This is a genomic window from Phormidium sp. CCY1219 (genome assembly GCF_055795085.1).
The window spans coordinates 44,183-58,713 of sequence record NZ_JAYFEQ010000531.1 but is presented as its reverse complement, the minus strand read 5'-3'; the positions used below and the strand labels follow the sequence as shown (position 1 = coordinate 58,713).

Below are 14,531 nucleotides of genomic sequence, written 5' to 3'. Positions count from 1 at the left end.
CTCCGAGACTCGATACCCATTAATCTATCAAACAAATAAGAATTAAGAATTGGGGGTTGACAATCCCTGGGGCGATCTCCTACAATGAATCCGATGCGTCAGGCAGGACTTGTGTGCAATGCATTACTTGCTTATCTCTTTTTTCTGGATGTAGATTGAGCTTTCGCGAGGGTAATGGGATTGGCGAAGGCAATGTGAAACTTGATAAGATTCAAAAAATCCGGTGGGCTGTAGGCGGTGGGAATTGAAGCGGTTGGCGCACAGGGAATTTTAACCGGAGAGGTGGGAGGAGGGGGAGCATAGGGCAGTGTGGGGGATATTTTAGCTTGGTAGAGGGGCGATCGCGCCACTGGCAATGCCGAAGTTGCGGCGAGATCGCCGGTGGGGCATGGGGGAAAGGGAAGGGCATGTGCAACAAAACTTCCCAGTCAAATCGGGATCGAATTGGGGGTTGTCGGCATTGATTTCTGGCATGATTTTCGCAACACAGATGTGGGAGAATATTTTCTCCTGGCAATTTAACCCCGACAATAGTCATAGTTGTTACAATGAACGAGAAACTGGGCTAGGGTGGATTTAGCGGCGAAAGATCGGCAGAATCGAGCAGAAAAGGCACCGGTTGGTGGCGAGATGGAGACAAAAGAAAAACAGCGATCGCGATTGATTGAGAATTCTGCGAGATGTCCCATCGTAAAACAGCGCCATGTTTGGGCAAGATGAAAAAGAAACCAATCAAAGTTGGCCAGCGTCCTGAGAAAAAACCCCCTCTGGCATAAAATCCGGTCACACTCCGGAATTGCAAGGAGTTGCGGCAAAAAACCAGGTTGCCACAACTGTTTCTGGGTGGGAAAGCATCTTCCTGGCTTGCGCCAACTCGGATTGGTTATATTTGTGGTCTGACGGAGGTTGTGTAAGACATGAGTGACCTGTTCCAACTTGGCGACAAGGTAATCAAAGCCGAAGAGCTACTGGATTTGTTAAAACGATATCAATTAGAGCGGGATTTTTGTCGGGGAATCGTCATCGACAACGGGATAGCCGAAGCCAACATCTCTTGCACCGAAGAAGAGCGCATGAGGGCGGTAGAGGACTTTGCCGTGCAGCAAAAGCTGACCTCGCCAGAAGTTCGAGAAGCCTGGTTAAAAAGCCAAGGCATGACCCAAGAGATGATGGTGCAACAGGTAGAGCGAAAGCTGCTGATAGAAAAATTTAAAACCGCCACTTGGGGGCCAAAAGTGCAAAGCTACTTTATGTCGCGCAAAAGCAGCCTCGATCGCGTCGTCTATTCCCTAATTCGCACCCAAGATGGCGGATTAGCGCAAGAAATCTACTTTCGCATTTCCGAAGGAGAACAGAGCTTCGAAGATGCCGCCCGCCAATACTCCAAAGGACCAGAAAGCCGAACCGGGGGATTACTCGGACCGGTGCCAGTTAACCAGCCTCATCCGCTAATTGGTAAACTGTTGTCAATTAGTCAGCCCCGTCAACTATGGCCGCCAAGGCAATTAGATGTATGGTTTGTGATTATTCGATTAGAAAAATTTATTCCAGCTCAGCTAGATGACGCCATGCGTCAGCATTTAATCAACGAAATGTTTGAAAACTGGTTGCGAGAGCAAATTCAAAAACTTGGCTCCTTGCAACCTATCGGGTTAGGCGCAGCTTCTCAATCATGACATCAACCGTTACACCGTCTCAAATCGCAACATTTCTGGCTCAAACCCCGCCATTCGATCGCCTCGGGGATAGGGCGCTGCAAGACCTGGCATCCAAATGCCAACTGCTGCGCTATCGGACTGGTCAAGCCATCTTTGAACCGGGGAAAATGCCCACCCAAGTCGCGATTCTCTACGAAGGTCAAGCGCGGGAATTGGGTCGCGATAGCCGATCGGAAGCAATGGTCAGCTTGCGACTCGCAGGACCGGGAGAAATTCTCGGCTGGGCCTCCTTAGTGCGCGGCGTCGCCTCAGAAAGCGCGATCGCCTCCTCCGAACTGATTTGCATCACCCTCAGCGCCCAACACTTTCTCGATCGCCTCAAATCCGAACCCGAGTTGCAGCAAGCCTTTCAACAACAAGCCGCCCTGTGTGAAGTCTTTGCACTACTCTCAGCGGAACTGGAACGCAGGGCAGATGCAACCACCAACCTGAAAGAACTCACCCTGAAACTCTGGCCCGATTCGGTGGTAGTGAACTTGCCCAAAGGGAAAGTGGATTTCGGCCAATTAGAGCGCGATCGCCTCTGGTTCCTCAGTGGGGGAGCGATCGGCGAACTAGAAATCAGCAGCCCCCTGATGGTAAATGCCGAGAGCATCGGGAAGCTCTCCAGTCCCCAAGGAGCCAGAGTCGTCGGCTTACCCCCATTCGACCTCGCCGGTTCGAGCGCCCCCGCCGAACCCGTGGAAGCCGAAGTGGTGCCCAGCGATCGCCCAGTAGAGAGAACCGAGTCAGACATTCCCTACGCCCCCGATCGCCCCCCCGAACCAGAACCCGACGAAAAACCCACCCGAGGGAAAACCCGCTACCCCTTCGTTCGGGGGAAAGGCACCATCAATGGTACCGTCGCCTGCTTCGAGATGCTGGCGAAACACTACGGCATTCGCGTGCGCCGCGACGTAGTGCGCCGCGTATTGGACAATCAGTACAACACCCACGGAAAGCTCACCCTGCAATCTTGCGGCGCAGTTGCCGGCATGATGGGATTTAACGGTCAACTGGTCAATGTCCCCGGAGACCTACTCGGTCGCCTGAAAGCACCAGCCATGATTCGCTGGAAAGATAGCTTTGCCTTATTGTTCAGCATCAGCGATCGCGAAATCGTGGCCGCCATCCCCTCCCGGGGAATCGTCCGCAAAAAACCCAAGAAATTCACTCAACAGTGGCAGCTCGAAGCCCTCCCCCCCACCGATGGGCAGGAAGCAGACACCCAGCAAGTCCTGCTGCTACAGCCACCCCCCGAAGAAAAGCGAGAAAAATTCAACTTCTGGTGGTTCCTACCAGAACTGCTCAAATACAAAGGCATCCTCGTCCAAGTCTTTCTCGCCTCATTTTTCGTCCAGCTCTTTGGCCTCGCCAACCCCCTAATCACCCAGGTGATTATCGACAAAGTAATCGGCCAAAGAAGCCTCGAAACCCTGGATATCCTGGGAGCCTTAATGGTCGGCGTGGCGGTCTTTGAAGGAGCCCTAACCTGGCTCCGCACCTACCTGTTTGTGGATACCACCAACCGCATCGACCTCAGCCTCGGATCCCAGGTCATCGATCACCTCCTGCGACTCCCCCTGAACTACTTCGACCAGCGGCGCGTCGGCGAACTCGCCGGACGGGTGGGCGAATTGGAGCGCATTCGGCAATTTCTCACCGGAACCGCCCTCACCGTGGTTCTCGATGCCCTCTTCTCGGTGATTTATATCGCCGTCATGCTCTCCTACAGCTTGTTAATGACGGCAGTTGCCCTCGCAACCGTCCCCTTCTTTACCCTGCTCATCGTCTTCGTCTCTCCCATCGTCCAGCGACTCCTCCGCAAGCGCGCCGAGCGCTATGCCGATACCCAATCCTATTTGGTGGAGGTCCTCTCGGGCATTCAAACCGTGAAAGCCCAGACCATCGAGATGACCTCTCGCTGGAATTGGTACGATCGCTACGCTCGCTACATCAGTGCCGGCTTTAAAACCGTCCTGACCTCCACCAGCGCTAGCTCGATCAGTAACTTTTTGAATAAACTCTCCGGACTGCTGCTGCTGTGGGTGGGTGCCCACATGGTCTTGAGCGACCCCCCGCAGATGTCCTTGGGTCAGTTAATCGCCTTCCGGATTATTGCCTCAAACGTCACCGGTTCTCTGCTGCGCTTCGTCCAGGTGTGGCAATCTTTCCAAGAAACCGCTATGTCCGTGGAACGTCTGCGCGATATTCTCGAAGCTCACCCGGAAGCAGACGAACAAGACCGCAGCAATATTCCCTTACCCGAAATTGAAGGCGCGGTTCGATTTGAGGGCGTGTCGTTCCACTTCCCCAGCAGCAAGTCCCTACAGTTGGCGAATGTCAATTTGGACTTCGCTCCCGGTCAGTTTGTCGGCATTGTGGGGCAAAGCGGTTCGGGTAAGAGTACCTTGATGAAACTGTTGCAACGCCTCTACGAACCCACTGGTGGTCGGATTCTGTTGGATGGGTACGATATTAGTAAGGTGGAACTCCATTCCCTGCGGAGCCAAATTGGCGTGGTGCTTCAGGATACCCTGCTGTTTAATGGCACGGTCCAGGACAATATTTCCCTGACCAATCCCGATGCCACTACCGATCAGATTATTGACGCCGCCAAAATTGCTGTGGCACACGACTTTATTATGAGTCTTCCCAATGGATATAACACTGTGGTGGGGGAACGGGGTTCTTCCTTGTCTGGGGGTCAGCGACAGCGGATCGCGATCGCGCGGACGGTTCTGCAAAATCCCCATCTGTTAATTCTCGACGAAGCCACCAGCGCCCTCGACTACAATTCCGAACGCCAAGTCAGCGATAACCTCGCCGAAGCGTTTCGCGGTCGCACGGTCTTCTTCATCACCCACCGCCTGTCTACGGTGAGAAAAGCCGATACCATCCTAATGATGGAACAAGGTTCGGTGGTGGAAGAAGGCACCCACGACGAATTAATGGCGCTCAAGGGTCTCTACTACTGCCTGTATCAACAGCAGGAATCCCAAGTATAGAACGTCAGCGGGAATGAAGCTTGACCGAGCGAGGGGCATTTTGATTCCTCCGGATTGCTTCATTCTCGATTCCGACTCTCCTGTATTGTTACCCCTAATTCCTAACCCATAAGCACTATGAAATCAGCAGTTTTCGACCAACCTGTTATTTTAGAGCGATCGCCAATTTGGTCTAGCATATTCATTTGGTTAATTATTGGCATGACCACCTCGGGCGTGGCTTGGGCGGCTTGGGCTAAAGTAGACCAAGCCGTTCCCACCTCGGGCAAATTAGAACCCCAAGGTGCAGTGGTGGAAGTCAAACCCCCCACCGGTGGCGTGGTGCGCGAAATTCACGTGGAAGGGGGCGAACTGGTTAGAAAAGGCCAACTCTTACTCACCCTCGACCCCACCGCTTCGGTGGCAGATGTGGAATCCCTGAAAAAACAACGCGACGCCCTCAAACAAGAAAATCAGTTTTATATCGCCGCCCTCAATGGCAATACGGTGGGCGAAGCCGGCTCGGAACTGGAAAACCTCACCAAACTGCGCGCCAACTTAATCTCGGAAAATCAATTTTTACGCGCCCAGCTTTCCGGCGGCACCACTGCAGGCAATGGCGGCGAATTTGACCTCAACCAAGAACAATTGCTCGCCGCTAGCCAACAAGAATATCGCTCCCGCGTACAAGCCGCAAGACTACAGGTCGAAGAGCTGCAAAAACAACTCGATCAAATTAACAATCAGTTGCCCACCGCGCGCGGACAATTAGTCGTGTCTCGAGGACAATTAGAATCGGCGCAACGGCAATTAGAAACGGCAAAACGCCAATTACCCACGGCGCAAAGTCAAGTAGCCATTGCTACCCAACAATTAGCCACCGCTCAGGCTCAACTGCAAAACGCCAGAAGACAATTACCGAAAGCACAAACGCAATTGGAAAATGCTCGCCGCCAATTACCGCGCGCCATGCAACAGTTAGAAGTGGCTCGCCGTCAAATTCCCACGGCTCAAGCTCAATTGGCAACGGCGAAAAAGTCTCGCGATGTCAATCAAAGTATCATGGATCGCATCCAACCGGTGGTGGCAGAAGGTGCGTTATCTGAACTGCAACAAGAACGTCAAGCCCAAGAAATTTTGCGAAGCGAAGCAGAAGTCTCTAATCGCGAAGCAGAACTTCTGAGTCGTCAGCAACAACTAGCAGCACAAGAAGCGGAAATTATTAACCGTCAAAATGAGATTTCGGCGCGGGAAGCAGAAGTTCTGCGAAGTGAAAATGAGGTTTCGGCGCGGGAAGCGGAAGTTCTGCGGTTGCGAAATGAAATCTCGGCGCGGGAAGCGGAAGTTCTGCGAACTGAAAATGAAATCTCGGCGCGGGAAGGGGAAGTTCTGCGGTTGCAGAATGAAGTGCTGTCCCGTCAAGGGGAAATCGAGCGCCTGACTAATGAAAAACAGCGGATTAATGTGGCGATCGCTCGATCCCGCGAAGAACTGCAAAATACTCAGGCTCTCTCTCGAAAAGATATCCTCAGCAAAATCGCCGAAAACCAAAAACGCATCTCCGATATCAATGGTCAACTGAGTCGCAGCAAACTCGAAAATGACAAGCGCATCGCCCAAATTGAAGGTCAGCTCGAAAAGGCAAATCTACAGTTGCGATACCAAGAAATTAAAGCCCCCGTCAGCGGCTATGTCTTCGATTTGAAACCCAATGCTGAAGATTATGTGGTGGTCGAACGGATGCCGGAACCCCTGTTGAAAATCGTTCCGAATCAGGAACTCGAAGCGTCGGTTTACATCCAAAATAAAGATGTGGCAATGGTTCTCGATGCCCTCCGCAAGGCGAAAGCTGAAGGGGAAGAAGGTGTCCCGGTGGAAGTCAATATCGAAGCCTTTCCGGCGACGGAATATGGCACGGTTAACGGCATGTTAACCGGTGTGGGTTCTGATGTGTTGCCACCGGAACAAACTCGCCCCTACTATGCATTCCCCGCCACCATCGAACTGGATTCTGAAAAATTCTTGTTAAATAACGGATTGCAGGTGGAACTCCAATCTGGGATGGCGGTTCAAGCTAATATTAAAATTGGCAAACGCAGCGTTCTCCAGATTTTCCTCAGCCGCATGACGAACAAAGCCAGAACTATCGAAACGGTGAAGTAAACCGCGATTGTTTTCTCCGTCAAGATGACTTAAAAAGTCTGAATCGTAACGGTTCGGACTTTTTATTTTAAATAACTTGAATCTTGTCATACCGAATCGGGTGGAGAAAATTCGGATCGCATGGGCACCGCCACCTGACTACTTATGCCTTCAGAGGGATGAGTTTTGTCACGGAGTGTGATACACTGGTAATTATTTTGAGCAGTACGATAGGTCTGAAGTTATGGCACCCCAAGAGAAACGACTGGAAGGAGTCGAGTTAATTGACTGTGCAAAAGCCAGTGTAAATCAGGGATTGGAAGCTGCCGCACGACAATGCGGTTATGGGGACGATCTCAGTAGTTTTGAACGAGAACTGAAAAAAGCCGGTCAGAAAACGGGCATCGAAATTAATGATTTGACCGATTTAATTACCCCTCAGCAGCAGATGAAACAAGGCAAAGGAATTGATATTGCTCCAGATTCCCAGGGGAGTTTGTAGGAATTTTTGTGAAATTGGGGGTGAAGAAAAAGGGGGTCGGGATTTTGGGGTGGCTGCGATCGCCGCACTTCTGTTTCCCTACCCTTCACCGACGCTAGGGGATGGGCGATCGCCTCTCTTCCCCCCTCTAATTCCCCTGCCGAATGTATTCTATCCAGTAAGCTGCTGTGATTCCCCACACGGCATTAAACAATACCACAAATACGGGTTAACATCCCCAACTCCAACCCCATCATTCCCTGTTTCGCTTTCCCGGGAAACACTACTAACAATTGCAAGGGTTGGCCCTAAACTCAACACCAACCCTTTGCTTAACGGGTGGTTTTTCAAAATAGGAAGAAAAAACAAAACTCCCCACAATCCACCCCACACAATTCTCGGATAAAGCCAGTTTGGGGTCAGTGCCGGCGCGATATTTACCCCGAGGGCACTGGTAATCCATAATTGCCCAAATAACCACACGGTTAGGGAGTTTGTCAACCCTCCTAAAGCGCCCTCACTGAAAAATACCGTGGCTTGTCTTGCAATCTTGTTCGTCATTATTTCTCGTTGGCATTGGTATCTTTGCCTCACCGTTTAGGCGGTTTTACCACAATTTCCCCCACTTTTCTACCCCTCGCTTTATCTCTCTGACTCCTCCTGAATATCCCAGCGCAACAATCGCGGAATTTCTGACAAGTCTAAGAGGTAATTAATAACCCATACCCCGATTTCTAATATCAATAATCTCTGCACCCAAAGGGTTCCACTGTCTTCCCCAAGCAGCATCGCGCCCCTGGCTAACTGCCAAATTCGATAGGGAATATACACGAATGGCACCGTTACCCACACGCAAGATTGCAGTTGATTCAGGGTGACGCTTTCGGATAAGACTTGCAATCCGACAAGGAGCAAATACGGCGCGATCGCCTCCACCACAAGCCGGTTTCCTAAAAATACTCCCCACCACAGCAATGCCCCCACGGGCAGCAAAATCCCTACAATCAGCACGATATACAACCACGGCGTAAACCAACTCGGCAACGATTCGGGTAGGTGATAGGGCGGTAAGTTTCTCCACCTGCGCCAAAAAATCACAAAAAAAGAATTCGCGATCGCCAAAAACCCTATCGTTTCCAGCAGTAAATTATAATTCATAACGGCTAATCTACCCAACCTCCATATCGACAAAAACTATCGCCAAAAAAGCATCTTCTCCCCTACCAAGCGCTGCACTCAGCCCTTTCCCCCTGTCAGGAAGCATGCAAATTATTTGCCCAACCTGTAAACGCCATTAATCCCATTTCTACAACCGGACCAACAACAACCAACCACCAATGACAAATTACAAATGACCAATGACCAACAACAAATGACCAATGACCAACAACAAATGACCAATAACCAATGACCAATGACCAATAACCAATGACCAACTAAGAGTTCAACTTGTGTTGTCCCAGTTTCTTCAATGAGAGAACCAGAGGCAATAAATCTTTTTTGGTCACGTATTTGAGGTTGTTTCGTTCTAGGTTAGCGATCGCAGTTTTTAACTCTTCTATCTGCTGCTCGAACTCGGTTTTAGAAGAAGCAGGTAGCAAGCCGATTTCTTTTTGCATCTGAGCGATCGCTTCGGAAAGGCGGACTAATTCATCCCCCAATAATTCAATTCTCGCCGGTGGGGGCAAATTTTCCAAGCGATCGCCCAATTGGTTGACCAAATTGAGCAACTCGTCATAATGCTCTTCTAAATTAACAATAGTATGAGAGTGCAAATCAATTTCTTTATGAAGGCGCTCGATTTCGCCATGTTCCAAGGAACTGAGGCGACGTTGCATTTGACCGTGCAGGGCGTTCACCTTCTCAAAAAGTTCGGCGATCGCCGCTTCTAAAGAGCTGAGTTGCTCGGCATCGGTTTGCGGGGAAAGGGCCTCGAATCGGTGTTCCAGTTGGCTCAATCCTGCAGTGGCGAGTCCTAACTCTCGTTGCAATTCTTCAATTTGATGGCGTTCCGGGTGCCCTTCCATTTGGGAACTCAACCCATCGAGTTTTTCTTTCACCGCGCTGAGGGAGTGGGAATTCTCCAATTTTTTCACCATCCCCGTCAGGCGCTGCAAATAGGGTTTGATAATCTTTTTGTTATGCTGCTCTAACCGGGCCACTCGCGCGAGCAAGGGTTCGAGTTCCGGTGACAGCCGATCGCCAGTGGATTCCCTTCCGGAAGCGATCGCTTGCACTTCGGTTTGCAGGTGGGAAAAATTGTGCGAGAGTTGCGCGATCGCCTCTTGCACGTCACTGAAGTTACTCGGCAAATTGGCGTTGTCATCCACCGATTCGGTGGGGATGGAAGTAGGGCCTCCCTCTAGGGTTTCCCACAGCTTGGCGATCTGTTCTTGGAGCAGCAATAGTCGGACATTCACCGTCTCCCACTCGTCTTCTCTTACCGCATTATTCTCTAACCGTTGAGTCAGATTTCGCAACTGAGTCAGTTCGTCTTTAAACGGATCCAAGTCTACGGGGGGTGCGACGGGTTTTTCTTCCCGGGCGGCGTACAATCCATTCACCACCTGACGCAGGTCTGCAATTTGGGCGCTGGTTTCTTGTCCGTGCTGGTGCTTGAAGCGCGATCGCGATGCCAGATTTAAGGACAGGGCCAGGGTCAGGGGAGCCGCTGCATAGACGACCTGTCCGGACAATGCAGCGACAAAGGTGCCCACTGCAGAAACCCCCACGCTGGTCCATTCGGCCCATTCTTGCCAATGACGCTGGTGGAGGTTTTCCCGCAAAGCTTGAAAAGAAGGTTGGATATTTTGCATGGTTTGTGGTAAGATGCCAATTCCCTGGCCAAATCATAACAGCGATCGCGAGCCACAGATGGTGGGAGGGAGAAAATCCACCGGCCATCAATCGGCGATCGCCCCTAAAACGTTCCAAGCGGGAATCTGTATTCCCGCTTGTCGGTCAACTCATCGCCACAAATATCGCCCTTCCCCAACCTGGGGAAGGGTTTAGGCTACTGGGCGGTACAGGAGAGCTTGTTGAGAGTCTCCATCGCTTGGCTGTGATTGAGGGCATCGCCTTGGCGAGAAAACAGGTCGGCGGCGATTTGTAAATCCGCCATTGCTCCTGGGATATCGCCGATTTCAGCGCGAGCCAAACCGCGATTGTTGTAAGCCCCGGCATAATTTCCATTGAGACCAATGGCCCGATCGAAGTCTTCGATCGCTCCTTGATAGTCGGCTCGGGCCGATCGCGCCACGCCGCGATTGGAGTATGCCACGGCATCTTCGGGCTTCAAACTCAAGGCGGTGGTGTAATCCTCGATCGCGCCGGCATAGTCCCCTTGGTTATACCGCGCCAATCCGCGATTATTGTAAGCCACCGCATCGTGAGGATTCAATTGAATCGCTTGGCTGTAATCTTCGAGGGCCCGTGCGTAATCGCCAAGCACCCCGTAAGCTTCGCCTCGGTAAAAGTAAGCGCCGGTTTGTTCGGGAGTTAGGGCGATCGCTTGGCTGTAATCGGCGATCGCGCCTTGATAATCCCCGCCATCGAACCGGGCAAACCCGCGATTGAAATACACCACCGATTCTTGGGGATTGAGTTCCAAGGACCGGGAGTAATCGGCGATCGCGCCTTCAATATCTCCCATGTGAAACTTCGCCAAACCTCGGTTATTATACGCCGTGGGCTGGTTGGAATTCATCGCGATCGCTTGGGTATAATCTTCCACCGCCCCGGCATAATCCCCAATATCCAACCGCTCGAAGCCGCGATTGTAATAGGCGCTGGCATTGGCGGGGTTAAGAGTCGGTTCGCTAAACCGGGCGGTTAGCTCGCGAATAATCCGAGGATCGCTGGTTCGCAATCCCACCTCTCGTTCCGGTAACGCATCGCTGCTGCTGAGGAAGTGGTGCGTCGCCACCATCGCCCAAGCGTCGTCACGGACGATAAAGTTTTCGTGGGTGCCGAGAATCTTAAAGCGCAGTTGGTTGGGATAGCTTTCTTTCAGCGCTTCTAGCTCGTTGAGGGCATCGTACAATCCCCGCTTGACTACCGGATCGCTTTGCCAGCGTTCGTTAATCCGGATGGGAAATTCGCCGGCTTCGATATCGCGCAGATGACCCCACCCGATGTCAATTTGGGCACCGCGTTTTAGGAGTTCTTCGATTTTTTGCACCAGGGAATGGTCGATGCTGGCACGACTGAGCCAGGGACAGACGAGAATCAGCCGCTGTTGAGTGCTGTCGATCGCGGTTTCGAGTTGCTCGCGGATGCTGGGGCGATCGAAGACAAGCTGGTACTCGTGGGCTTGAATCCCTTGCAGCAATTGGTGGATCTGCTCGAGCTGCTGTTCGACGCTTTTGGCGATCGCCAGTCCCATATTTTTCCCATCCACACTCAGCAGTTCGGAGGCTTCTGGGTGGCTGACCATTGCCTGAATCTGTTGGGTGAGCTGTTCGAGTTGCGGATGCAGTTCTCCTTGGGGAATTTGCCCCGCAAATTCTCGCAGTTCGGTTTCGAGTTGTTCGATGTCGCGTTCGAGGTTTTCGATCCGCAGGGGGGTAACTTCGGAAAAGTTATTGGCGGATTCGCTGACGCGCGCTAGGGCGGCGTGCAAATCGGCGACCTCTTGGCGAAGGGCTTGCAGGCTTTCTGGTTCGGTGCCTGGGGTGGATTGACTGGGGGGAGGAAGTTGTTCGAGGTGCTCGTAGAGTTCGCTAACGCTTTCTCGCAGGGTTTGAATCTGCTCGAATTCGGGACGGGCGTTAAATTGCTCTATCAGGTCGTGGATTTGATGGGTGACTTCCCGATCGATGGTGGCGCTGAGCGCGCCGTTGGTTTGGGATTCATCCCCGTAGCGCAAACGTTGCAGTTGTTCGGCGAGTTGGCGCTGTTCTACCCCGGCGTTTTCTAGGCTTTGGTTTAACTCGGCGATCGCGCTTTCTACTTGGGCGATCTGTTCGCGCACTTCGGTTTTGCTGGCGAGTCGATCGCTGGTTTGGTCCAGTTGCGTCACCCTGTCGCTGATGTCTGCTACCGCTTGCTGCAGTTGGGTCAGCTCGTCTTGGGAGGCAATCCCCACGGCTAACTGGCTCAACCGCCCATCGAGTCCCTCGATTTGTTCGTGAATTTCGGGATAGGGCAAGCTGGAAAGCTCGTCTACTCGCTGTTGCAAGGTGGCAAAGGCGGTTTCTAGGTTCGCGATCGCCTCCGGTGACAGTCCGGCGCTGAGTTTGTCGTCGATTTTATCGCTTAAGGCGTTCAGGGAGCTTTCCCAAGACCCCTGTTCTTGTTGCACGCCGACGAGTTGTTCGCGCAGTTGCGCTAGGTCTTTGGTTTGTGCCTGCATCTCGTCTTGCAGCCGATTGAGGTTTACGGCTTCGAGTGGCTCGATCCGTTGTTCCATCTCGGCGATCGCTTCGGCGACGGATTCGGCTATCTTGGCAAGGGATTCTTCTACCCCGGTTAAATCTACCGGTTGGATCGCCGATGCTGCTTGGCTCAGGTTCTGTTCGCCTAAGTGGTCTTTCAGTTCTGGCAATAGGGCGATCGCGCTGGCTAATGCGCTTCGCAATTGTTCCACTTGCTCGATCTCTGGCTGCTGGGCGACTTTCTGGCTCAGTTCTTCGAGCTGATGGCTCAGATTCCGCACCGGGGTGACGGCATCACTCAGGGCGTTTTGTCGGCGATCGAGCTCCTGAATGGCGCTTTCTAGGGCGCTGATTTTTTCTGGATCCCTTTGTTGATTCTCGCTTAAGCGCAGTTGCGCCAGTTCTTGGTTTGACTGTTCGAGTTGCTGCTTGATGCTGCTGAGGTCTCTCTCCTCTAGAGTATCGAGCTGCTGCTGTAGTTGGGAAATTTGCCCGAACACTGGGGTCAAATCCGTGCTGGGCGAGGGGGTTTCAATTTTCGAGACTCTGTTTTGGAATTGGGCAACTTTGCTGTTGATTTGCGCGATCGCCGCTTCTAAGCGTTCGATTCCCGCTGTTCCTTTACCACCGGCTTCTACGGCGTCTAGGCGGGCGATCGTCCCGCTGAGGCTCTCTTGCACGCTGGCATAGTTTTCCCGCAATCGGGCAATGTCTTGTCGCAAGGGATTTAGCTCGAGTCCCTTGGCTAGGGAAAGGGTGGTTTCCACCTGCTGCTGCAGGGCCTCTAGGGTCTCGGAATGTTTGGCTACTGCTGATTGCACGAAGTTAAATTCGCTGTCGGTGGGCAATCCATTGACGCGATCGCGCAACGCTCCTACCTCTTGGGACAGTTGCTCGTTGACTTGGCTGACCTTGTGCGCCGCGAGTTTCTCCTGCGCTAACCGACGGCGGTTAGCTAGATTAATCACCACGGATAGAGATAGAGGGGTCGCTGCATAGATAATCTGCTGCGACGCTACTGCGGCTACGGATCCGGCGACGGATCCCGCAACGGAGACATATTCAAGAATGTCTAGCAAACTTGGCTTAGTCATTTTGAATTGAGGGGCTGATAGTGATTGCTTGGAGGCTTTTTGTTATATGCGGTTCATTTTAACTCGCTTGCCATCCACCCGATCGTCCCAAAAGAAGCGATCGGATTCTTTTCTGCTACCTTTCGCTTGCCTGAAAAGCTCGATGGCAACCGATGCCTTCGATTATGGCATTGTTGCCTACCCTGGAAATTCGCTCGAACCTTTTACTCGCTGCCAAGGGGGGGCACTTCTATGGTGGCTTCCCCAGTGGCAATGTCGAGCAACCTCTCTAAGCCGATCGGTTCCATTGTCTGAGGATGAATCGGTTCTAATACGTCGATGAGCAACATCAGTTGGTCTATGGCAAGACGGGTAATTTTACCCCCCTCAATTCGGTTAATCTGCGGCCCGGATATCCCCGGCACCAACTCTGGATCGATATACAAGTCTTTGCCGCGCTCTTTGAGCAACTCAGACTCTTGGGTGGCGATGTATTGCCCCAGATCGTGTACCGATGTCCAACCCCGATGGTGTCTGAGCCAACGCAGGTATCGACCCAAGTGCAGCAGTCCAACTTGAGTTAACCGGCGATTTTTTGTCAGTGTGTTTTGGGGCATATGGGTAAAGCTATGAGTTTCTTGATTGCAAGACAATGAGTATGATGTTATCTTATCATAGCCAATTGCCTATGATTAATTATTGAGTTTTGGATTTCATATAGTTAATATGCGATTGCCCTGGAATAAAAAAATTCAGGCAAAATCGCGCTTTCCTCT

Annotated in this window: 11 protein-coding genes; 5 read left to right on the top strand and 6 right to left on the bottom strand. The window is 52.0% G+C overall.

Annotated elements, in window-relative coordinates; all coding sequences use genetic code 11:
• Positions 1-321 precede the first annotated feature (321 nt).
• The gene (locus AC0QH1_RS14650; protein ID WP_324631920.1) at positions 322-474 is read right to left on the bottom strand and encodes a hypothetical protein; all 153 of its coding nucleotides are present in this window, start codon (positions 472-474) and stop codon (positions 322-324) included.
• Between the two features lie 443 nt (positions 475-917).
• Between AC0QH1_RS14650 and AC0QH1_RS14645 the strand changes: the two genes are divergently transcribed.
• The 4 genes from AC0QH1_RS14645 (at position 918) to AC0QH1_RS14630 (ending at position 7,328) form a co-directional block, all read left to right on the top strand.
• Positions 918-1,676, top strand: a complete 759-nt coding sequence (locus AC0QH1_RS14645) for a peptidylprolyl isomerase (protein ID WP_324631919.1) — start codon at positions 918-920, stop codon at positions 1,674-1,676.
• Positions 1,673-4,705: a peptidase domain-containing ABC transporter gene (locus AC0QH1_RS14640; protein WP_324631918.1), complete on the top strand. Its 3,033-nt coding sequence runs from the start codon at positions 1,673-1,675 to the stop codon at positions 4,703-4,705. Before AC0QH1_RS14645 ends, AC0QH1_RS14640 begins: the two co-directional genes overlap by 4 nt.
• 117 nt (positions 4,706-4,822) lie before the next feature.
• Positions 4,823-6,847, top strand: coding sequence for a beta-barrel domain-containing protein (locus AC0QH1_RS14635; protein WP_324631917.1), 2,025 nt, complete (start codon positions 4,823-4,825; stop codon positions 6,845-6,847).
• A 223-nt stretch (positions 6,848-7,070) separates the two neighbouring features.
• Complete coding sequence (locus AC0QH1_RS14630) at positions 7,071-7,328, top strand: hypothetical protein (RefSeq protein WP_324631916.1); 258 nt, start codon at positions 7,071-7,073, stop codon at positions 7,326-7,328.
• Between the two features lie 150 nt (positions 7,329-7,478).
• Here the strand turns inward: AC0QH1_RS14630 and AC0QH1_RS14625 are convergent, their stop codons facing one another.
• The 3 genes from AC0QH1_RS14625 to AC0QH1_RS14615 all read right to left on the bottom strand — a co-directional run bounded on the left by AC0QH1_RS14625 (position 7,479) and on the right by AC0QH1_RS14615 (position 10,123).
• The gene (locus tag AC0QH1_RS14625) at positions 7,479-7,868 is read right to left on the bottom strand and encodes a hypothetical protein (RefSeq protein WP_324631915.1); all 390 of its coding nucleotides are present in this window, start codon (positions 7,866-7,868) and stop codon (positions 7,479-7,481) included.
• A gap of 81 nt (positions 7,869-7,949) precedes the next feature.
• Entirely contained in the window at positions 7,950-8,465 is a 516-nt protein-coding gene (locus AC0QH1_RS14620) for a DUF7733 domain-containing protein (RefSeq protein ID WP_324631914.1), read from the bottom strand.
• A gap of 278 nt (positions 8,466-8,743) precedes the next feature.
• Positions 8,744-10,123, bottom strand: coding sequence for an AAA family ATPase (locus AC0QH1_RS14615; protein WP_324631913.1), 1,380 nt, complete (start codon positions 10,121-10,123; stop codon positions 8,744-8,746).
• A gap of 13 nt (positions 10,124-10,136) precedes the next feature.
• Between AC0QH1_RS14615 and AC0QH1_RS14610 the strand changes: the two genes are divergently transcribed.
• Positions 10,137-10,319 carry a hypothetical protein gene (locus tag AC0QH1_RS14610; RefSeq protein ID WP_324631912.1) on the top strand — a complete coding sequence of 61 codons (183 nt, stop codon included), beginning with the start codon at positions 10,137-10,139 and terminating at the stop codon, positions 10,317-10,319.
• Between the two features lies 1 nt (position 10,320).
• Here the strand turns inward: AC0QH1_RS14610 and AC0QH1_RS14605 are convergent, their stop codons facing one another.
• Together AC0QH1_RS14605 and AC0QH1_RS14600 are read right to left on the bottom strand one after the other, a co-directional pair.
• Complete coding sequence (locus AC0QH1_RS14605; RefSeq protein ID WP_324631911.1) at positions 10,321-13,776, bottom strand: tetratricopeptide repeat protein; 3,456 nt, start codon at positions 13,774-13,776, stop codon at positions 10,321-10,323.
• 203 nt (positions 13,777-13,979) lie between these two features.
• Positions 13,980-14,372 carry a hypothetical protein gene (locus AC0QH1_RS14600; RefSeq protein WP_324631910.1) on the bottom strand — a complete coding sequence of 131 codons (393 nt, stop codon included), beginning with the start codon at positions 14,370-14,372 and terminating at the stop codon, positions 13,980-13,982.
• Positions 14,373-14,531 lie beyond the last annotated feature (159 nt).